The organism is Microcoleus sp. T3_A4 (assembly GCF_036700465.1).
Classification (GTDB): domain Bacteria; phylum Cyanobacteriota; class Cyanobacteriia; order Cyanobacteriales; family Microcoleaceae; genus Microcoleus.
On sequence record NZ_JAUBOY010000019.1, the window covers coordinates 102,143 to 122,874 of the forward strand.

Genomic DNA, 20,732 nt, shown 5'->3' on the forward strand with positions numbered 1-20,732 from the left:
TTGCAGCAGCAATTCGCTGAAAAAGAACACCGCGAACACGAGTTTCAGCAACAGCTAGCCGAAAAATCCAGCGCTCTGGAATCCTTGCAGCAGCAATTCGCTGAAAAAGAACACCGCGAACACGAGTTTCAGCAACAGCTAGCCGAAAAATCCAGTGCTCTGGAATCTTTGCAGCAACAGCTAGGCGAAAAATCCGCTGCTCTGGAATCTTTGCAGCAGCAATTCGCCACCGAAAAGCAAAATCTCGAAAGCCAATTCCAGGAAACCGTGTCGAAGTCGAGTTACGAATCTTTACAGCACGAGTTAGCAGAAAAGTCAAGTGCGATCGGCGACTTCCAAGTTAAACTGGCCAAGTTGCAATATCTGGAAAATGAATTGAGCCAGAGTGCAGCGATACAGCGAAATTACGACGCTTTGCAGCAACAGTCTCAAGAACAGCTAAGAACCATCAAAGCTTTGCGGGAACAGCTAACTCAAATGCAGGCTGTGGCTGGGATTGGCGAAGCTTATCTCAACAAGTGGCGGCGTCCCTGATTCTCCAATCGGCTACGGCAAAAACTCGGGTTGCTTGGGGCGATCCGGCTGCACCTTACCTCTGAAATGTCCACTCAACTCGGACTCCTTCCTCTTGTAGCGATAGATTTCAACCTGTCGCTACAAGAGCTTTTTATTGCAAAATATGAGCATACTATTAAGAAATATTACAATAAATAAATTATGAGAGGCGATCGCACCCCTGAGAGCAAATCCAATCCAGCAGACACTAAGGGCCGCGTCACAGTAATTGGAGGCGGCATCGGCGGGCTGACAGCAGCAGCCCTGCTAGCCCGCAGAGGATACAAAGTGCTAGTCTTAGACCAGGCGATCGTCCCCGGAGGATGCGCTTCCACCTTCAAACGCAAAGGCTTTACCTTCGATGTTGGCGCCACGCAGGTTGCAGGATTGGAACCCGGAGGCATTCACCACCGAATTTTCTCAGAATTAGATATAGAACTTCCCGCCGCGACACCCTGCGATCCCGCTTGTGCGGTGTTTTTGCCGGGAGAAACCGCACCGATTAGCGTGTGGCGAGATCCGCAAAAGTGGCAGGAAGAAAGGCAGCGGCAGTTTCCTGGAAGCGAACCTTTTTGGCAATTATTGTCTGCATTGTTCAAAGCTAGCTGGAAATTTCAAGGGCGCGATCCAGTTTTACCGCCCAGAAACTTCTGGGATTTCTGGCAATTAATTCAAGCAGTTCGCCCCGATACTCTAATTACTTTGCCTTTCACTTTTATGACAGTGGGAGATGCTTTGCGGCTTTGTGGGTTGGGCGACAATTTGCGCTTGAAAACTTTTCTGGATTTGCAGTTAAAATTGTATTCTCAAGTCGATACCGAAGAAACGGCGCTACTTTACGCGGCCACGGCTTTAGGAGTTTCGCAAGAGCCGCAGGGATTGTATCATCTACAAGGAAGTATGCAGGTGTTGAGCGATCAACTTGTAGAGGCGATCGAACGAGACGGCGGCAAAGTCCTGTTGCGGCACACAGTTGAAAGTATTGTCACGGCCAACGGCCAAGCCACCGGTACAGTGATTCGCAATCAAAAAACCGGCGAAGTTTGGACAGAAACAGCCGATCGCATTGTTGCCAACGTGACCGCGCAAAATTTAGTAAAATTGTTGTCAAGCGAGCCGATTATAGAAAATTTAACAGATAATTTAACCGAGAATTTATCTGTTAAATCAGAGAGTTCAGAGACAACAAACAAACTCCCAAATCAAATGGCAGGCTACAAATATCGAGTCGATAAATTGCCGCCCGCATCCGGTGCTTTCGTGATATATTTGGGAGTGCATGAAAGCGCAATTCCAGCAAATTGTCCGCCGCACCTTCAGTTTCTTTACGATTACGACGGCGAGATTGGGGAGAATAATTCATTATTTGTTTCAGTCAGTCATCCGGGTGATGGCCGAGCGCCGAAAGGAATGGCGACAATTATCGCTTCCTCATTTACTGATACTCGAATGTGGTGGAATTCGGTTGATTATGAAGGATTAAAGCAAAAATATACGGTCGGGGCGATCGCGCGTTTGAGCGAATATTTCAATTTGACGCCAGAGTCGATCGTACACCAAGAAGCCGCCACACCCCGCACCTTTGCCCGCTACACAGCGAGAGATAGAGGCGTTGTGGGTGGCATCGGCCAGCGAATACCCACCTTCGGCCCCTTCGGATTTGCCAACCGCACACCAATTAAAAACTTGTGGTTAGTAGGCGACTCCACCCATCCCGGAGAAGGAACTGCCGGCGTTTCCTATTCAGCTTTAACAGTAGTGCGGCAAATGGAAGCCGCCTCTAAAATCTAAGAGGACACAGCAAAGCCGTTTCCCTACACCAAAAATAATTAATCGCGCGAAAGATGTAACTATCGCGCGATTAATTTTAGGGAATAGTCAACAGTCAACAGTCAACCATCATTCCGGTGTCACCGGAATTGATATCAACTACCTTCTCTGACTACTTGATAGAAATCTTTGCGCCCACAGCTTCAAGCTGTTTCTTCATTTCTTCAGCAGCTTCCTTAGCAATAGCTTCCTTAACTGCTTTCGGTGCGGCTTCTACCAAATCTTTTGCTTCCTTCAGGCCCAGACCGGTAATTGCGCGGACTTCCTTCAGAATTGCGATTTTCTTGTCAGCAGGAACTTCTTCCAGCATGACAGTAAATTCAGTTTGCTCTTCTACGGGTTCAGGAGCGGCACCACCACCCATACCAGGCATCATCATCATGCCGCCGACAGGAGCAGCAGCGCTGACGCCGAAAGCTTCTTCAATTTGCTTGACCAATTCAGAAGCTTCGAGCAAAGTCAGAGACTTAAGTTTTTCCAAGATTTCGTCAGTTGCAGTAGACATTCGTTAAACTCCTAGTTCGATTGTAGATTTGGGATTTGGGATTTGAGATTTGCTCATTCATCCTTAGTTTTTCGTCTCCAGTCTTCTATCTATTGCTAAATACTAATGACTGAGGACTAAGGACTAATTACTAATGACTTACACAGATGCGCTTTCTGCTTCTGCTTCTGGTTGCGCTTCTGGTTGTGCTTCTGGTTGTGCTTCTGCTACTACTTCTGCTGAACCGCCGTCTTTTTCAGCATAAGCTTTAAGACCGCGAGCGATCGAAGTAGGAACTTGATTGATACCCACAGCCAACTTGGTTGCGACACCGTTGATAGCGCCAGCAATTTGAGCCATGAGTTGTTCTTTCGACGGCAGATCAGCTAATGCTTTAACATCAGCTTCTTTCAGTACCCGTCCTTCCATCACGCCGCCGCGAAGTTCAGTCTTCTTAGAGACTTTTTGGAATTCTTGGTAAGCTTTAATCGCGCCGCCAATATCTTCTTGGACGAACAGGAACGCCGACGTACCGGTCAGCAATTCTTGTATCGGCTGCCAGGTTTCGTTGCCTTCAACCGCAATTCGCATCAGCGTGTTTTTTGCCACTTGGCAACTGCTGCCTTTCGGACGCAAACGCCGACGCAAATCTGTGATTTCAGCAACAGTTAAGCCCGTGTAGTCGATCACGATCGCCAGTTGAGATTCGCTCAAGGTTTGCTTGAGGTCTGCAATAATCTCATTTTTTACTGCTAAACTTTTGCCCATACTTATTTCACCTCCTTTTAGGATCGAAAACTGCCCACCAAAAACCCCGACCTTAGAGCCGGGGCAGAGAATTAAAAATTAACAAGTCAGAATTAAAAATAGAAAATTTCTAATCTTTGAGTCTTGAGTTTTTATTTCTTCAGCCTCGGCAGGAAATTAAGCGGTCGGCACCTGCGGTCTTCAGCTTATTGATTTTTGATTAGGCTATCATCAGAAGGCAGAGATTAGCAAGGGTCTGGCGTAAGTCTTGTGAGAGATTTACACAGACAGCCGAAGCTGTCTTTTACCTTCTGCCTTCTGCTTAATTCTTTCTACGCAGCATCAAGTTTGGTATCGCGCAGAGCACTGATATCGACTTCGATCGACGGGCCCATTGTTGCCGATACGTACAAACTGCGCCAGTAGCGACCTTTAGCACCAGAAGGACGGTTGCGGTCAACAGTTTCTTGCAAAGCATGAAGGTTGACGAGCAAATCTTCCGCTGAGAAAGCTGCCTTGCCAAACATAACATGAACGATGCCAGTTCGATCGGCACGGAATTCTAGTTTACCACCTTTAAACTCGTTAATCGCCTGAGCAATGTCAGTCGTCACCGTGCCACCTTTCGGAGAAGGCATCAAACCGCGCGGGCCCAACAACCGACCCAATTTTGCCACCAACGGCATCACGTCTGGGGTAGCAATCAGGCAATCGAAGTCCATCATGCCCTTCTGAATTTCATCGATCAACTCTTCCGAACCAGCAATATCCGCGCCGGCATTCAGAGCTTCTTTAACTTTTTCGCCCTTAGCAATCACCGCAATTCTGACTACTTGACCAGTTCCTTTTGGTAGCGATACAGTTGTCCGCAACTGTTGGTCAGTATATTTCGGGTCAATTCCCAAACGGATGTGAGCTTCAGCAGCTTCGCCAAACTTAGCGGTTGCTGTTTCTTTCAAAAGTTGCAGAGCTTCCAGCGGTAGATAAGGTCTGTCTTCAACTTTCTTTTGAAGTTCTTGCAGTCTTCGCGATACTTTCTTTGCCATTGTTATCTCCTGGGGTCAGTCGATTTTAGATTTTAGATTTTAGATTTTAGATTGAACCTATCGGACAATCTTAAAATCTACCCGTTTTCGGTTACTAGCGAAGCTTTGCTTCTCCCCCTGAACCGATCGATTTTGGATTTTAGATTGAAGATTTTACCTTCAAAATCACGAATTTTGGATTAGCAATTTGGAACTTGGACTAGGAAAAATCTTCCTTCTTCCTTCTTCCTTCTTCCTTCTTCCTTCAATCCGCGATCGCCACGCCCATGTTTTTAGCCGTTCCTGCCACAATTTTCATAGCAGCCTCAACATCATTAGCATTGAGGTCAGGCATTTTGGTTTCAGCGATTTCTCGTAACTGAGCCTGTGTAATCGTCCCTACTTGCTTGCGGTTAGGTTCTCCCGAACCCTTAGCAATGCCAGCGGCTTTTTGAATCAAAACCGACGCCGGCGGAGTTTTGAGAATAAACGTAAAACTGCGGTCTTCAAAAACCGAAATTTCTACCGGAACCACCAGACCTGCTTGGTCTGCGGTTCTAGCATTGTACTCCTTGCAAAACATCATAATATTGACGCCGTGCTGACCCAGAGCTGGGCCGATCGGAGGAGCTGGGTTGGCTTTTCCCGCCGTAATCGCCAACTTAATTACTGCAACAACTTTCTTTGCCATTAGTTAGTTCTGTTTCTGAACCTGATTGAACTCCAATTCTACAGGCGTATCGCGCCCAAAAATCGAGAGTAAAACTTTGAGCTTGTTTCGTTCCGGGCTAACTTCAATCACATCACCTTCAAAATCCTTAAATGGCCCGGAAAGTACCACAACGTGGTCTCCAGTAGACATCGATACTTTGACAACTGGTTCTGATTCCTGAGCGTTTCTGAAGATCCGTTCTACTTCCGAATGACTCAGAGGTAGCGGTTTGACGTGACCCCTGCCGCGCCCGTAGCGGCGTTTCTGCTCTGCCCCGACAAAATTAATTACATTCGGGGTATTCTTGATCACCTGCCACGTATCCTCGTCCATAAACATACGGATGAGTACGTAGCCGGGAAAGATTTTTTCATCTGACTGCCGCCTGGAACCGTCTTTGCCGACTTTGATTGCCGGAGTTTGCGGAATTTCGACTTGAACGATGCGATCGGCAACATCCAAAGTTTGAATCCGCTGCTGCAAGTTTGCCTTCACGCGCTTTTCGCAGCCAGAGGCAACTTGAACAGCATACCAACGAGCATCAATCTCCGGCACCTCTGGCGATGCTGCCTGTCCCGTCGCTTCTGTGGAATACTCAGATTCTTCTGATGCAAAAGTCATGGCCCAAACACCTTTCCCGCGCCCCAGTTAAAGAAATTATCCACCAAATAGATCAGGCTTGCTGAGAGGATTACCATCAAAAGCACGGCCAAAGACTCGCTGATTAGCTGCTGCCTGCTGGGCCAAACCACTTTGTCGAGTTCTTCTCTAGTTTCCTTAAAAAAACCCGCAGGGTCAAACCCAGGCGCCGTTATTTCTTGAGTTTCTTGAGCTTCGTCTTTTTTCGCCACGATTTAATCCCCCTTGCGATTTTAGATTTTAGATTTTAGATTTTAGATGGTGTGAGTGGCCCGCGGCTCTCAGATTTCGTGACACTAACCACTTACGCCCAAGTCCCAAATCTCAAATCTAAAGCCACGACTTTTTTACAAGCCCAACCAATCAACGGCGTAAATGCCGATCGCCGAAACCGATGATCGAGAAGCCACACCGAGCATTTGTTGATGGCATTTTTTGCGAACCGCCCACAAAAATTAATTCTACCCGAAAGTTTGCGGTTTTGACTGTTGCCAGCCAATAGTCCGGGCGCTTTCGGGCAGAATTTAAAGTTTGGTGATTCAGCGCGCCCTGGAGGACTTGAACCCCCGACATCAGGTTTTGGAGACCTGCGTTCTACCAACTGAACTAAGAGCGCACAGGTGAGGTTGCTGAAATTCGCTTAACCTCTAGATTTCTATTTTAACACAGTGCGCTCGTAAATGGGAAACTTTTTTTGAAATTTTTTAATTTCCCATGAACCATGAACCAAAGGGAAGCTGGGTGCATTCCTACAGGGAGCGATCGAACCGCTGTTTGACGCGAGTAGCTTTGCCCACCCGATCGCGCAGGTAGTAAAGTTTTGCTCTGCGGACTTTCCCGCGGCGCATCACTTGGATCGTCGCGATGCGGGGCGAGTGAATCAAAAACACCCGTTCCACTCCGACGCCCTGAAACACGCGGCGGACGGTGATTGTTTCATTAATCCCGCCGTTACGCATGGCAATCACAGTCCCTTCATAGGGCTGAACCCGTTCTTTGTTACCCTCTTTAATTCTTACGCCGACTCGCACTGTGTCGCCGACGTAAATTTCGGGGAGAACTTTGCTGAGTTCTACCTTGACTCTATTTATTTCTGCCGTCTCGATAGAACGGATTATTTCTGCGCCTTTCATCGGATTTACCAAAACTCACAATCCCTTATCATATATCGAAATGCCCGTTTTATGTCAAAAAATTTCTATGTTAGATACCTCTGGGGTCGTATTTCTGCAACTAGGGGCAATGGCCGCACTGGCCTTGTACGTCGCCGCCAATTTGGGGGCCAACGATGTCGCTAACTCGATGGGGACATCAGTAGGCTCGAAGGCTCTAACGCTGCGGCAGGCAATAATTGTTGCAGGCATACTGGAGTTTTCCGGCGCAGTGCTGTTTGGGCAAGGAGTTTCCGAAACTCTGGCAACAGGAGTTGTGAATGCACAAGTGTTCGCCACCCAACCGCAAGTATTTTTAATCGGGATGGTGTCAGTGCTGATAGCTTGCGGGATATGGCTGCAAATTGCTACCAGTCGAGGTTTGCCGGTTTCTTCATCCCATGCAGTGGTGGGTGCGATCGCGGGTTTTAGCTGTGTTGCAGCCGGAGTTAATGCGGTTGATTGGCGAACCATCGGCACCATCTCCCTAACTTGGCTGGCGACACCTGTTGCCAGCGGTGCTTTAGCAGCGCTATTTTACAGTGTCGTGAAGTATTCGATTCTCGATCGACCAGATCCTCTATCTCAAATGCGCGAGTGGATACCTTGGCTGAGTGCAGCAATGCTGAGCGTATTTGGGATAATTGTACTGCCGTCTGTTGTGGATGTTGCTTTGGTGCAGACAGGGGCGATCGCCGCCGCGCACGATCGATTTGGCTGGAATCTGCCAATTCACGATATTGTCATTGGCATCGGGAGTATGGGGGCGATCGGCCTCACACTCACTAGCTGGAAAAAATTAGAATCAGTTGAGAAGGAAGAAGGTTCGGCAGCGGATTTTGTAACGGATGTAACGGATGTAACGGATGCAAGGAATAAGAAAGAGGGAATATTTTCCCAATCTCCCACTCTCCCCCTCTTCCCCTCTCCCCCTCCCCGCCACTCTCCCATCGAGCAACAAATGGCGAGATTTCAAGTCTTAAGCGCCTGTTTTGTAGCATTTTCCCACGGTTCCAACGACGTAGGCAATGCCGTTGCTCCCCTAGCTGCGATCGCCTACATCCGGCGCACAGGTTCCTTTCCCTCAGGAGATTTCAGCGTTCCCCTGTGGATTTTAGTCCTCGGAGGCGCAGGAATAGTCATCGGTTTAACTATCTGGGGTAAAAATGTAATTGCCACAGTCGGCGAAAAGATCATCGAACTCCAACCAAGCGGCGGATTTTGCGCGGAATTAGCCACAGCCACCACAGTCTTGCTAGCATCCCGCTTCGGTTTGCCAGTTTCCACATCCCACGCTTTAGTCGGTGCAGTCGTCGGAGTCGGGCTGATCAAAGCTTGGAAAACAGTACGCTTGCAAACTTTGCTGTCCATTGGTTCGGCTTGGCTGGTGACAATTCCGATCGCAGCAGGTTTGGGTGCTATCATCTTCAGCATCGCGCAATGGATTGTGCGATTTTAGATTTTAGATTGAGGCATTTCAGAACAGTCAACTGCCGACTAATCCTTCTGATTGCCTCGGTTGGGATAAACTCGCGAAGGCAAAAGTTTCCAAGCCCCAGCATCTGCACCCCAGTTGCGAAAAATCTTCACAGACGCGAAAATTTTAGCGAAACGCCAATTATAGCAACGCTTCCAGTCAGGAGGCCACTGGGCGGTTTCGTCAGCGGCTTGCAAAGCTCTGACTTCAGCTTCGAGTGCTGCGGCGTGGCGCTGCATGATGATTTCTAGTTGCAAAAAGTGTTCTTCGGGCGATCGCAATTTTTTTACATCCTAACTACAAACGTGATAAAGCGTATTCCTGTACCGTAGGGACACGGCATTGCCGTGTCCCTTTAGTCTCATAAAACTCTGAGGACTTTAGTCCTCACTACAAACGTGATAAAGATTATTTTATTCGACACACAAGCACGCGGGTTCCTCAATCACTTAATTCCTCCTCAAAGCAATGCTTCAGCTTTTGAGCCAACACCTCAACGTTAGGCTTTCTCAACATAGTAAGATGATTCCCAGGAGCTCTAATCACCTCTACTTTTTCCGTCGTTAATTCGCTCCAACCAAGAGTCGGATCTTGATGACTCATGCTTAGCTGTTCCCTCGATCTAAACAGAGTAATTCGCTGCGGATAAATTTTCGGTACATAGCTGATAGTTGCTTGACTGTTAGCCTGAAATACAGTAAACATCGAAGGAATTGCCAGCTCGCGCCAGCTCCGTTCTTTTGACTCTTGAGATAGGATGCTAACCATAATAGCCTGTTTCCAATTCCAGCGATGCCAAAAATTAGCTACTAGATTAAGCATCTTATTTAATTTAGGAAACCTGGCAGCAATACCGCCAACTTGAACATTTTCCCCAGCAGCCACCAAGCGAAAATAATCTACTACAAAAGGCCAGATAGAGCGCGAAACAGTAGTCAGAATAAACTTGCAACCGTCCCAAAAAGAAGGTTTGTTAGCAGAAACCGGAGCTAAAGTATCCAGCACAGCAAGTAAAGCCACTTCATCCCCCGCTGCGAGCAACTGTTGAGCCATCTCAAAAGCAACCAAACCTCCAAAAGACCAGCCTCCTAAAAAATAAGGCCCTTTTGGTTGAACGGTACGCAAGGCTGCGATGTAGTCAGTCGCCATGTCTTCAATGCTAGTTAGCGGAGAACTTTCGCCGTCAATACCCTTTGGTTGCAGCCCGTAAAACGGTTGATTTTCTCCTAGCTGAAATGCTAACTCGACATAAGGAAACACGACGCCAAAGATGGGATGAACGCAGAAGAACGGGGGATTTTTACCGCGAGGCTTAATTGCAACTAAAGGCGACCATTCCAGAGAATTTGTTTCTGAAGATAGCGAATCGGCTAAACCTTCAATTGTCGGATTTAAAAAAAGAGCAGACAGCGGCAATTCGCGCTGAAATTGCTGGTTAATCTCATTGATGAGGCGGATTGCCAGCAGCGAATCTCCACCCAAATCGAAGAAGTTATCGCGAATGCCAACGCACTCTGCGTTGAGGATTGTGGCCCAAATTTGGGCGAGGGTTGACTCGGTTGGTGTGCGAGGTGCAATGCAGCTTTTATCTATTGAATTGGTAGTTAGATTTCCCGGTGCAGGTAGGCGCAGGCGGTCAATTTTGCCATTGGGAGTTAGGGGCAGAAAATCCATCGCCACAAAAGCACTGGGAATCATGTAATTGGGCAGTTGTTGTTGTAGAAATTTGCGTATTTCCCCTGGATTAAGCGTCTGATTGTGATTGGGGACGACATAAGCAACTAGGCGTTTGTTGCCCGACAAATCATCCACAGCAACCGCCGCTGTTTCTTTGACTGCTGGATGCTGAACCAGCAGCGCTTCAATTTCTCCCAATTCTATTCGATAACCGCGAATTTTTACCTGTTCGTCAGTGCGGCCTAAAAACTCAATATTGCCGTCGGGAAAATAGCGAGCTAAGTCACCAGTTTTATAAATTCGTTCTCCTGCTTTCTGGCTAAAGGGATTAGCAATAAATCGCTGGGCGGTTAATTCGGGGCGGTTCAGGTAGCCTCGCGCCAATCCGCTGCCGCCGATGTACAATTCACCGGGAATTCCAACGGGTACAGGCTGTAAATTTTTATCTAAAATATAGAGTTGAGTGTTAGCTATTGGGCGGCCGATGGGCGGTTTTTTGCGTGAAGCGAAGCTATCCCGCAGGGAATCGCCAATTTCGGCCAAACTTGACCAGACTGTCGCTTCTGTAGGGCCGTAAGCGTTAAAAAATCTGCGCATGGAAGCCCAGCGTTTAACAATATCCGGGGAACAAGATTCGCCAGCACAGATGATTGTTTGCAGTGCGGGAAGTTCGGCGTTTGGAAGGACAGCTAGCAGCGAGGGCGGGAGGGTAGCGTGGGTAATAGCATTGTCCTGCAAAAATTGGATTAATGTTTGTCCGGGCAACAAAGATTCTTTCTTGGCTGAGTAAAGTGTTGCTCCGGTTCCCAATGCCATGACAATCTCAAAAATTGAGGCATCAAAACTCAGGGATGCAAATTGCAAAATGCGGTGATTTGAGTTTAAGTTAAAAACTTCAAGTTGAGCTAGGGCTAAGTTGTAGAGTCCCCGATGTTCGATTAAAACGCCTTTGGGTTTTCCGGTTGAACCAGATGTGTAAATGACGTAGGCTAGGTTTTCTGGTAGGATATTTGTAGTTTGGTTTTCTGGGCTTTGTTGGGCGATAATTTCTCTGTCGGAGTCCAAACACACTACTGAAAAAACTCCGTAATTTTCCGGCTGCGTCAAGTTTTTGGCTAAGTGCTGCTGAGTTACCAAAATCGACACCTGAGCATCTTCTAACATGAAGTTAAGCCGCTCTTGAGGATAAGTTGGATCTAAAGGCAGGTAGGCTGCGCCTGCTTTGATAATGCCTAGCAATCCGACGATCGCATCTAAGGAACGTTCTACACAAAGCCCCACTAAAACTTCTGGTGCTGCTCCCAATTGCTGCAAGTAACGTGCAAGTTGGTTGGCTCGGCTATTGAGTTGGCGGTAGGTTAACTGCTGGTTTTCAAAGACGGCGGCGACAGCATGGGGATCACGCGCGACTCGATCTTCAAATAGCTGATGGAAACACTGGTTTTGCGGATAATCTCTCTGAGTGTCATTCCAATCGATTAATAATTGCTGGTATTCTGGCGCTGTCAGCAAAGCTAAGTCGCTGAGGTGCTGTTTGGGATTGGCAACAATGGCTTCAAGCAGCGTTTGGAAATGTCCCGCCATGCGCGCAATTGTGCCGCTATCAAATAAGTCTGTGCTGTAGACAAATTGCCCTTGAATACTTCCTGCATTTTCCCACAAGTGGCACTCTAAATCTAGCTTGGCGGTTCCCGCGTCAAAGTCGATCGCCTCTCCAACGATTCCCGGCAATTCTAGCGCTGCTACAGGAGTGTTTTGCAGGGTGAAACTAACTTGAAATAGGGGGTTGCGGCTCAACTCGCGATCGGGGTGCAATTCCTCAACCAACTTCTCGAAGGGCAAATCTTGGTGCGCGTAGGCTGCCATTGCGACGTTTTTCACCCGATGCAATAATTCCCGAAAAGTTGGGTTTCCTGATAAATCTGCACGCAGCACCAAACTGTTGACAAAAAAACCGATTAATGCTTCTATTTCGCTCAGGTTGCGATTGGCGATCGGCGTTCCTACTGCAATATCTACTTGTCCTGTATAGCGGTACAGTAAAGTTTGAAAAGCGGCTAGTAGAGTAATAAATAAAGTCGCGCTTTCTTGCTGGCTCAATGACTTTAGCGCCTCGCTCAAAGCAGGTGATAGTGTTATAAATTGTTTAGCGCCGCGGTAGGATGGAACGGCAGGTCTTTGCCTGTCTGTTGGTAGATTGAGTGCCGTAATTCCGTTTAACTGCTGCCGCCAATAAGCTAACTGCGTTTCTAATACTTCGCCCTGCAACCATTGGTGCTGCCATTCTGCAAAGTCGGCGTACTGCACGGGCAGTGCTGGTAAGTGCGAGCTCCCATTTTTTACAAATGCTGTGTAAAGCGTTCCCAGCTCTCGAATTAGCACTCCAATCGACCAACCATCAGCCACAATATGATGTAAATTCAGCAACAATATATGTTCTGTTTCACTCAGTTGTAACAGCGTTACTTTGAATAACGGCCCGGCGGCTAAATCGAAAGGGCATTGCGCTGCATCAGTTGCGAGTTGCAGCGCTGCGGTTTCCTGCTGAGTTGGCGAGAGATTTTGTAAGTCAATTGTGGGGAGGGATACGGTTAAAAAGGGAGCAATAACTTGTACGAGTTCCCCTTCCAAAAGCGTAAAAGTAGTGCGTAAAGTTTCGTGCCGCTGCACAATTTCATTGAAGGTTTGCTCTAAAGCTCTTAAGTTGAGCGAACCTGTTAAGCGGAGCGCTGTTGAAACATTATAGAAAGGATTACCCGGTGCTAATTGATTGAGGAACCAAAGCCGCTGCTGAGCAAACGATGCTGGAAATACAAAAACTTCTGTTTCTTGCTGCATATTTATCGAAATTGCATCCTGTTCAACAGCCATCCTTTTCATTTACCTTCTCGATTCAACATCTTGCCCAAGCCAAAAACCATCTTAAAACTATCAGCGTTTATCAGCGTTAATCTGCCCTTCATCTGCGGTTGCTCTATCAATCAAAAATTCATGCAATAGGTCCATTAAAAGACGATAGCTTCCGCCGCCGACTATCGCGCGAAATCGGCACTAAAGCCGGAGCATCACTTTTAGCATTCTTATCTTTCAAACTCTCAACAATCTTAGATAATTCTGCAATTGTCGGCGCTTCAAACACGCTGCGCAAAGGCAACTCAACCCCGCAAGCATCTCGCACTCTAGAAACAAGCTGAGTCGCCAGCAGCGAATGGCCTCCTAATTCAAAGAAATTGTCCCGGATACCCACTCGCTTTATCCCCAAAACCTCAGCCCAAATTTTCACTAAAACTTCCTCAATAGAAGTATGAGGCGCAACATAACCGCCAGCCCATTCTAACTTAATCGGCTCCGGTGCAGGCAAAGCGAGGCGATCGACCTTTCCGTTAGCCGTCACCGGTAGCGACTCCAGCACCACAAAAGCCGACGGAACCATATATTCCGGCAGTTTTTCTGCTAGATAAGCCTGCAACTGTGGCACTAATTTACGCGCTGCTTTAGCTTGTAAGGGATTGTTAGCATAAGAGCGCCAAGGACGCAAGTTATCGCTTCTGGTTTCTCGCACAAAATCTCTAGTTTCGCCCCGTGCAAACACTACATCGTAGCGCCCTTGACTGTCGGAACTAGACCAACTAATGTTAACATTATACGGAACTTCCAAAGCATACCACGCTTCGGGATCTACTCCTAAATCCTCGACTTTTTCCACGGCTTTCTGCAACTGACCTGCTGTTGGAAATTTATCGACAACAGACAGCAACTCTGCCGCCTTAACTGCTGCCGTTACCCGCGCATTAGGCACATTAGCAATTCTTAAAACATCGAGTTGATTTTCCCCTAATATTTGTTGCACCTTGGTAACAGTCAGATTCTGATTTACAGCCGACCAATCCAGCCGTTTTTCTGCGAGCCACTCCCCTTTTTGCGATGATTTTGGCCGTGCTGTTTCAGACGCAATATGCAAAATAGCATTGTACCGAAAATCAGTTAACTCATTGTGAAGACTACCGCGAATTAATTGAATCTCTACGCCGCCAATCTGCGGAAAGCGGTGCTTTAATGCGCCAAAAAAATCTGGATCAATAACTAACTCTGTTTCTTGAAAAATTTGCATTTGTACTCGCTGCTGCAACTGTTCGCCCGCGAGAGAAGGTTCGGCTTGATACAGTTGTACTGAAGTGTGAAAAGCTGCCAGCAACGGCAAGCTGCGGACATCTCCGATGAATATAAAGCCGCCGGGGGCAGTTGCTTTCACCGCACCTTCTAGCACCTGCACGAGATAGTCGATAGTCGGGAAATATTGCACGACTGAGTTGAGAATTACTGCGTCAAAAGCTGCTGTCTCTACTCCTTCAAAGTCGGTCGCCATTTTCTGAAGCAGCGTTACATTAGCTAAGTGTTGATTTGCCAAGTGCGGCCGAATATAGTTGAGCGAAATAGGTGAAAAGTCGGTTCCGCAATATTGAGTGCAGCGAGGGGCAATTTGGAACAGCAACAAACCTGTGCCGCAGCCAATTTCTAAGACTCGGCTAGGCTGCAAAGCTAAAATTTGGGCGGCTTGATTGTTCGCCCAGTCGCGCATCTGTTCTGCTGGGATTGGCTGATTAGTATAACTGCTATTCCAGCCGACAATATTAAATGTTGGATCTGACTCAACAGCAGGTTGATTGTAAGTTTCATTGTAGAGCATTTGCCACTGCAAAACCTGTTCGTCCTGCAATTGCATTATTTGGTTTTTTTCGCGGGCAACGCTATATTCTGGATTCAGGGCAATATAAGCTACTAAACGTTTATCTCCCTGTCCATCTTCCGAAGCTATTGCTACAGTTTGCTGCACGGCAGGATGTTGAGTTAATACTGTCTCGATTTCTCCTAATTCGATGCGGAAACCGCGAATTTTTACTTGTTCGTCAATGCGTCCTAAAAATTCAAGGTTGCGATCGGCTCTGTAGCGCACTAAGTCGCCGGTTTTGTAAATCCGCTCTCCTGAATTTGGTTTAAAAGGATTGACAATAAAGCTTTGTGCGGTTAAATCTGGGCGGTTGAGGTAGCCGCGGGCGAGTCCGTTTCCGCCGATGTACAATTCGCCAACAACCCCCATTGGTACTGGCTGCAAATATTTGTCTAATATGTAGATTTGAGTGTTAGCAATGGGGCGGCCAATTGTCGGGGCGATGTCTGTTTGCTCTGTTGCAGGAATATAACCGGAAGTTGTGACGACGGTATTCTCGGTTGGACCGTAATTATTTACTAGCTTAAATGGATGGGATTTTAAAGGATGTTGTTGCAGTTTTTCGCCGCCTGCGAGCAAGATTCGCAACGCTGTTGTTTGAGGCCAATCTAATAACAAAACTTTCTCGGCTAAAGGTGTTGGCAAAAAGCTAATTGTAATTGCTTTTGATACTAACCAGTTTTGCAGTTTTTCAGGATCTCGCCTGATGTCATCTTCTGGAAAGTAGATGCTAGATCCGGCGGCGAGATAAGGCCAAATTTCCCACCCGCAAGCATCAAAGCCGATCGCTGCAATTTGCGTTGCTCGATCGCCCGCTGACACCCCAAACTCTCTTTGATGCCAAAAAACGAGATTTAACAAGCTCCCGTGCTCAATTTCAACTCCTTTCGGCTTTCCCGTGGACCCGGAGGTGTAAATCGCGTAAACCAGATTTTCGGCTGTGGCTGCGCTGGTGGGATTGTCGGCGATTTCTTGGGAAATCATCTCCCAGTCTGTGTCTAGAAAAACAACCCTTGGATGGTGAATTTTATCATCTGACTGTGTTTCTAAATTTTGCACTTCGCCATCATCCACCAGGGAATAAATTCCCTGGCTCATAGCTGAAGTCGGCTTCAGCCGACTGGAAACTTGTCCTCCTTCAGTCGTCTTTAGACGACTTTCGCTATTAGACAGGGAATTTATTCCCTGGCGGGTAAGCAATACTGACACTTGAGCATCTTTTAGCATAAAGCTCGATCGCTCAGCAGGATAACTCGGATCTAAAATTAAGTAAGCTCCTCCCGCTTTCAGGATACCCAACATCCCCACGATCAGATCGAGCGATCGCCCGCAGCAAAGTCCGACTAAAACTTCCGCAGCAACCCCCATTTTTTGCAAATAACGTGCTAGTTGGTTGCTGCGGAGATTTAGCTCTCGATAGGTGACTCGCTCCTCTCCAAATACCAGCGCCACCGCATCCGGTGTCCGATCCGCCTGCATTTCAAATAGCTGATGGATGCACAAATCTTGCGGATAATCCGCCTGAGTATTGTTGCATTCAACTAACAACTGATAGCGCTCTTGGGCGCTCAAATATTCCAAGTTGGCAATTCGCTGTTCGGGATTTGTAACAATGCTTTCTAACAAGGTTTGAAAATGCCCGATCAGGCGGGTAATCGTAGCTTCATCAAATAAATCGGCGCTGTAAATAACCATGCCGCTGATGCCCTCTGAGCTATCAACCCACAGCTTATTGCTGGGCGATTGGTTGCTTCCCGAACTGTTGGGCGATCGCTCCCACAAATGAAACTCCAAATCAAACCGCGCTGTACCCACATCTAACTGCTGCGGGCTGAGTGTTAATTCTGGCAATTCTAACCGATTCCCCGGCGCGTTTTGCAGCGCAAACGCCACCTGAAATAAGGGATTTTGGTTCAACGCGCGATCGGGATGCAGTTCTTCTACTAACTTCTCAAACGGCAAATCTTGGTGAGCGTAAGCTCCTAATGCTACCTCTTTGACTCGGTTTAAAAGTTCCCGAAAAGTTGGATTTCCCGACAAATCTGTACGCAGCACCAAACTATTGACAAAAAAACCGATTAATGCTTCAATTTCACTGCGGTTGCGATTGGCGATCGGCGAACCTACCACAATATCTTCTTGCTGGGCGTAATGGTAAAGCAACGTTTTAAAAGCTGCCAGCATTGTCATAAACAGCGTCACTCCTTCGCGCTGGCTCAACGTTTCTAAAGCCTCGCTCAGTTGTTTTGGCAGTTGCAAAAATTGCCTTTTGCCTCGGTAACTTTGAATTGCTGGCCGGGGTCGATCCGCAGGCAAATTTAGCATAGAAATGCCGTTTAACTGCTGTCGCCAGTAAGCAAGCTGCGTTTCTAAAACTTCCCCTTGCAGCCATTCGCGCTGCCATTTGGCAAAATCAGCATACTGGATCGACAAATCCGGTAAAGGCGAAGGTTTTTCGCTAGCAAATGCCGTGTAAAGTGCGCCTAATTCCTGAATAAGCACTCCGATAGACCAACCATCGGAGACAATGTGGTGCATATTCAGCATTAATAAATATTCGGCATCATCTAACTGCAATAATGTGACTCGCAGCAACAAGTCATTGGACAAATTGAAAGAGCGTTGAGCTTCCTGGGCGGTGAGCCTGTTTGCTTCATTTTGTCGATATTCCTTTGGCAAGTTTCGCAAGTCCACTACATTAATCGGAAGATGGAAAGCAGCACCTATTCTCTGAACATGTTGCCCCGAAACTACTGCTAAAGTCGTGCGTAAAGCTTCGTGGCGGCGCACAATTTCATTGAAGGTTTGTTGCAGCGCCGAAAAATTGAGCGAACCTGTCAAACGCAATGCTGCAGGAACATTATAAAAAGGATTGTTCGGTACTAATTGGTCGAGAAACCACAAGCGCTGCTGTGCAAAGGAAAGCGGTAGATTTCCGTCCCGCCCCATCGGAACAATCGGTGTAGGAGTGAAACTAGAAGTACGATTAGCTGCTTTTAAAAAGGAAATAATTTCTGCTTTTTTCTGAGAAATTTCGGCGCGCAGTTCGGGTGTAATAATTCCTTCTGGAGCGTTGCAGCGCAGGCGATATCCCTCAACAAAAATATTAATATCTAAACTGCGAAGGTAAGATAAAAACTCAACTAACTCCACCGTGACAGAATCTCTGGCATTTGGCGATGAACTCGATATTTTTGGATCGGGCATTTTGAGTCATCCTGTCATTAACTTGGGCAAATCAATAAAATAAATTCTACCAGCGCACAAATTAAGAGCTTAACTGATCGCTTGCTTACTGTGGCCTAACCTGAGTATGATTCTGTGTGAATCCGCAACCAAAATCCTACCCAAGGTTTCAGCTTATGCCGTTCATGCCTTTCAATTTCCTGTTCCTATGGCTGGTGGGACTGCTGTCCATCGGGGTACTTGGCGGAGGTATATACATTATTTACGAATGGTACATCGGCGCACTTGTAGGGATTTCCTACTTAGTCAGCGGAGTATTGATGCTTCTTTGGTCTGTTGGTGGGCGCTTGATCAGTTTGCCACTGTTCCGCCGCCCCGGTGCTGATGAACCCAAGCCGACGCGGACGGGTACGGTTCAGCGAGTAGAGAGGCCTGATGGCACTATTTTACAAGTAGAATTCTACGGCCCAGAGGACGGACAGCCGATTATCCTCTCACACGGTTGGGGGCCGAATAGTATGGTTTGGTATTACGCGAAACGGCAACTAAGCGATCGCTACCGAGTGATTGTTTGGGATCTTCCAGGTCTAGGAAAATCCACTCGACCAAAAAACAGCGACTACTCCCTAGAAAAATTTGCCCGCGATCTCGAAGCCGTCATTGCCATAGCAGGAACTAAACCTGTTATCCTACTCGGACACAGCATGGGCGGCATGATTTCTCTAACATTCAGTCGGCTTTTCCCAGAACTTCTCGGTAGTCGAGTAGCTGGTTTAATTCTGGTAGATACCACTTATACTAATCCCGTCAAAACCGCTATTTTTAGCGGCTTATTACGCGCTTTGCAGAAGCCGCTGCTTCAACCTCTGCTCTACCTCACCATAGCTCTTGAACCCATTATGTGGGGAATGACTTGGCTGAGCTATCTCAATGGTTCACTTTACATCAGTGTAGAAGTATCGGGATTTAAAGGCACTGAAACGCGGGGTCAATTAGATTTCTCAGCTTTCTTATCAGCCTTGGGCTCTCCCGGCGTTCTCGCTCGCGGCACACTGGGAATGCTCAAATTTGACGAAACAAAAACTTTGCGATCAATTGACATTCCTGTGTTGGTGATCTGCGGCGATTCAGATATCGCCACTACCCCCCCAGCTAGCCTGCGAATGAAAGCAGAATTACCTCAAGCAGAGCTAGTTACTATAAAACGAGGAGGACACATGGCATTAATCGAGCACAACCAGCAGTTTGCCGAAGCTGTCAGAGCATTCTGCACTGAAGTTTCGTGACTAAAAATGTGAGTTAAAATCCTGTAGGTTGTGGCTGGGGATACCTTAAAATTCGGCGTTGCACAATTTGATGATGATTCTTGTGGGGTGTCCCGCCTTCTGTGAAAATACACGCCTTCGGGCGGGACGCCCAGGTGCATCTCAATGAATGCAGATACATCAAGCTGAAAGTTGACCATTAAGATAAGCACAGCGAAGAGAAAAGATAGAGGAAACACTCTCGATATTCCACGCTCGCCCCGATAGTTTCACCCAAGCTTCCAATTCGTTTAATCGTTGATTCAACGGCAGGGTAAACGCATCTTAACTGGAACCCAAAATATGCTACAGTTAAATCCGACTAAAATTCAATGTACTTCGTTGTAGTTTATGGGTTTTATCAAGGGCAAGAGGTTTTAGTAAAGCTGTAAATTTTCAACAAAAGCAAACTGATTCATTGCCTTCGATGTTTTTTTAATACCAGTTTTTTAGAACATTTTGCCAATTTGAATAACCCGAGAATAGAAAGAAGTAAAGAACATTTAATCAAAGAGGTAGATTCATCATTTTCTACTTTATTTTTAATGTCCTGCAAGCAACCTTACCAGCGCATAGGCAGCCCCACCCTTTAGCAGCTCATCCATCTAATAAACGAGCCTCACTCACGATCCGAATCGATCACTCTCTTTTTCGGCGTTTCAACAAGCACAGAAATCACGAGCAAACTTAGCCCAATGATTTTAATCAAGGCGTTGACTGCGTGTGCATACTCCCATTGGTCACGATACCGCGTCCAATCTGCTGGAACGGGATTCGTCAACCATTGGGCGAATTCAGCATTCATTGGCGCAACAAACATGATCCAACTCACAAACCCCAGCACCAAAAGAATTGCTCCGCCCAACGTCCAGTAAAAACTTGAACCATGTTTGCGAACAAGAAATGCCAGCACGATTGCTGTCAAAATCGCTGTAACTTCAAAAACTGCGCCGACTGAGCCAAACAACTTATAAACATTTTCAAAGACCGTTACTCTCACCCAAAGTTGCTGGTCAAACTGCATTCTTTGCGGCAACTCTAGCAAATGTGTCATAGACAAACTCAGACTAAATGAAGCCAGCATCAGTTTTATGAATCGCCACGCTCGTATAAATGTCATGTTGTTTTGCCCTAAAGCATATACAGCGTTTCCCGCTGTTATGAGGTACAGTAGCAGCAATTAGCAAACCAATTTCTTAAATGTTTAGGGTTCATT

At 47.0% G+C, this 20,732-nt stretch carries 15 protein-coding genes, 1 tRNA gene, 2 pseudogenes and 1 other annotated feature; of the genes and pseudogenes, 4 read left to right on the forward strand and 14 right to left on the reverse strand.

The window, feature by feature from the left end; all coding sequences use genetic code 11:
* Positions 1-534 (forward strand): annotated as a pseudogene (locus QUA07_RS12790) (CopG family transcriptional regulator); the annotation flags it as partial.
* Positions 535-717: 183 nt separating this feature from the next.
* On the forward strand, positions 718-2,346 hold the full coding sequence (locus QUA07_RS12795) for an FAD-dependent oxidoreductase (RefSeq protein WP_333325627.1): 1,629 nt from the start codon (positions 718-720) through the stop codon (positions 2,344-2,346).
* A 151-nt stretch (positions 2,347-2,497) separates the two neighbouring features.
* Here the strand turns inward: QUA07_RS12795 and rplL are convergent, their stop codons facing one another.
* The 9 genes from rplL to rplS all read right to left on the reverse strand — a co-directional run bounded on the left by rplL (position 2,498) and on the right by rplS (position 7,125).
* Positions 2,498-2,890: a 50S ribosomal protein L7/L12 gene (rplL, locus tag QUA07_RS12800; protein ID WP_333080347.1), complete on the reverse strand. Its 393-nt coding sequence runs from the start codon at positions 2,888-2,890 to the stop codon at positions 2,498-2,500.
* Positions 2,891-3,028: 138 nt separating this feature from the next.
* Complete coding sequence (gene rplJ / locus QUA07_RS12805) at positions 3,029-3,637, reverse strand: 50S ribosomal protein L10 (protein WP_333325630.1); 609 nt, start codon at positions 3,635-3,637, stop codon at positions 3,029-3,031.
* Between the two features lie 29 nt (positions 3,638-3,666).
* Positions 3,667-3,839: a sequence feature (ribosomal protein L10 leader region), on the reverse strand.
* 109 nt (positions 3,840-3,948) lie between these two features.
* Positions 3,949-4,662, reverse strand: coding sequence for a 50S ribosomal protein L1 (rplA, locus tag QUA07_RS12810; RefSeq protein ID WP_190663916.1), 714 nt, complete (start codon positions 4,660-4,662; stop codon positions 3,949-3,951).
* Between the two features lie 244 nt (positions 4,663-4,906).
* Positions 4,907-5,332, reverse strand: a complete 426-nt coding sequence (gene rplK, locus QUA07_RS12815) for a 50S ribosomal protein L11 (protein WP_006635588.1) — start codon at positions 5,330-5,332, stop codon at positions 4,907-4,909.
* Between the two features lie 3 nt (positions 5,333-5,335).
* Positions 5,336-5,974, reverse strand: coding sequence for a transcription termination/antitermination protein NusG (gene nusG, locus QUA07_RS12820; RefSeq protein ID WP_333070762.1), 639 nt, complete (start codon positions 5,972-5,974; stop codon positions 5,336-5,338).
* Positions 5,971-6,204, reverse strand: coding sequence for a preprotein translocase subunit SecE (gene secE / locus QUA07_RS12825; RefSeq protein WP_333054360.1), 234 nt, complete (start codon positions 6,202-6,204; stop codon positions 5,971-5,973). Before secE ends, nusG begins: the two co-directional genes overlap by 4 nt.
* A 151-nt stretch (positions 6,205-6,355) precedes the next feature.
* On the reverse strand, positions 6,356-6,565 hold the full coding sequence (locus tag QUA07_RS12830; protein ID WP_333054361.1) for a hypothetical protein: 210 nt from the start codon (positions 6,563-6,565) through the stop codon (positions 6,356-6,358).
* A tRNA-Trp gene (locus QUA07_RS12835) sits at positions 6,536-6,608 on the reverse strand. Before QUA07_RS12835 ends, QUA07_RS12830 begins: the two co-directional genes overlap by 30 nt.
* Before the next feature lie 133 nt (positions 6,609-6,741).
* Positions 6,742-7,125: a 50S ribosomal protein L19 gene (rplS, locus tag QUA07_RS12840; RefSeq protein WP_333047681.1), complete on the reverse strand. Its 384-nt coding sequence runs from the start codon at positions 7,123-7,125 to the stop codon at positions 6,742-6,744.
* Positions 7,126-7,192: 67 nt separating this feature from the next.
* Between rplS and QUA07_RS12845 the strand changes: the two genes are divergently transcribed.
* The gene (locus QUA07_RS12845) at positions 7,193-8,602 is read left to right on the forward strand and encodes an inorganic phosphate transporter (RefSeq protein ID WP_333325634.1); all 1,410 of its coding nucleotides are present in this window, start codon (positions 7,193-7,195) and stop codon (positions 8,600-8,602) included.
* Between the two features lie 38 nt (positions 8,603-8,640).
* Here the strand turns inward: QUA07_RS12845 and QUA07_RS12850 are convergent, their stop codons facing one another.
* The 3 genes from QUA07_RS12850 to QUA07_RS12860 form a co-directional block, all read right to left on the reverse strand.
* The gene (locus tag QUA07_RS12850) at positions 8,641-8,901 is read right to left on the reverse strand and encodes a hypothetical protein (RefSeq protein ID WP_333325637.1); all 261 of its coding nucleotides are present in this window, start codon (positions 8,899-8,901) and stop codon (positions 8,641-8,643) included.
* Positions 8,902-9,061: 160 nt separating this feature from the next.
* Positions 9,062-13,168 carry an amino acid adenylation domain-containing protein gene (locus QUA07_RS12855; protein WP_333325640.1) on the reverse strand — a complete coding sequence of 1,369 codons (4,107 nt, stop codon included), beginning with the start codon at positions 13,166-13,168 and terminating at the stop codon, positions 9,062-9,064.
* 118 nt (positions 13,169-13,286) lie between these two features.
* Complete coding sequence (locus QUA07_RS12860) at positions 13,287-18,233, reverse strand: amino acid adenylation domain-containing protein (protein ID WP_333325641.1); 4,947 nt, start codon at positions 18,231-18,233, stop codon at positions 13,287-13,289.
* A gap of 155 nt (positions 18,234-18,388) precedes the next feature.
* On the opposite strand from QUA07_RS12860, the gene QUA07_RS12865 reads away from it, so the two are divergent.
* Positions 18,389-19,498 carry an alpha/beta hydrolase gene (locus tag QUA07_RS12865; RefSeq protein WP_333325642.1) on the forward strand — a complete coding sequence of 370 codons (1,110 nt, stop codon included), beginning with the start codon at positions 18,389-18,391 and terminating at the stop codon, positions 19,496-19,498.
* A 159-nt stretch (positions 19,499-19,657) separates the two neighbouring features.
* On the opposite strand, the pseudogene QUA07_RS12870 reads toward QUA07_RS12865, so the two are convergent.
* Positions 19,658-19,784 (reverse strand): annotated as a pseudogene (locus tag QUA07_RS12870) (ISKra4-like element ISMiva1 family transposase); the annotation flags it as partial.
* A 351-nt stretch (positions 19,785-20,135) separates the two neighbouring features.
* A complete protein-coding gene (locus QUA07_RS12875) occupies positions 20,136-20,570 on the reverse strand; it encodes a hypothetical protein (protein ID WP_333325645.1) in 435 nt (144 codons plus the stop codon).
* Between the last annotated feature and the right edge of the window lie 162 nt (positions 20,571-20,732).

Coding starts and splice junctions, on each gene's coding strand:
- QUA07_RS12830 (WP_333054361.1), bottom strand. CDS start 6,565: ATGTCGGGGGTTCAAGTCCTCCAGGGCGCGCTGAATCACCAAACTTTA.
- rplL (WP_333080347.1), bottom strand. CDS start 2,890: ATGTCTACTGCAACTGACGAAATCTTGGAAAAACTTAAGTCTCTGACT.
- QUA07_RS12795 (WP_333325627.1), top strand. CDS start 718: ATGAGAGGCGATCGCACCCCTGAGAGCAAATCCAATCCAGCAGACACT.
- QUA07_RS12860 (WP_333325641.1), bottom strand. CDS start 18,233: ATGCCCGATCCAAAAATATCGAGTTCATCGCCAAATGCCAGAGATTCT.
- QUA07_RS12865 (WP_333325642.1), top strand. CDS start 18,389: ATGCCGTTCATGCCTTTCAATTTCCTGTTCCTATGGCTGGTGGGACTG.
- QUA07_RS12855 (WP_333325640.1), bottom strand. CDS start 13,168: ATGGCTGTTGAACAGGATGCAATTTCGATAAATATGCAGCAAGAAACA.
- rplA (WP_190663916.1), bottom strand. CDS start 4,662: ATGGCAAAGAAAGTATCGCGAAGACTGCAAGAACTTCAAAAGAAAGTT.
- QUA07_RS12875 (WP_333325645.1), bottom strand. CDS start 20,570: ATGACACATTTGCTAGAGTTGCCGCAAAGAATGCAGTTTGACCAGCAA.
- rplJ (WP_333325630.1), bottom strand. CDS start 3,637: ATGGGCAAAAGTTTAGCAGTAAAAAATGAGATTATTGCAGACCTCAAG.
- nusG (WP_333070762.1), bottom strand. CDS start 5,974: ATGACTTTTGCATCAGAAGAATCTGAGTATTCCACAGAAGCGACGGGA.
- rplK (WP_006635588.1), bottom strand. CDS start 5,332: ATGGCAAAGAAAGTTGTTGCAGTAATTAAGTTGGCGATTACGGCGGGA.
- QUA07_RS12845 (WP_333325634.1), top strand. CDS start 7,193: ATGTTAGATACCTCTGGGGTCGTATTTCTGCAACTAGGGGCAATGGCC.
- rplS (WP_333047681.1), bottom strand. CDS start 7,125: ATGAAAGGCGCAGAAATAATCCGTTCTATCGAGACGGCAGAAATAAAT.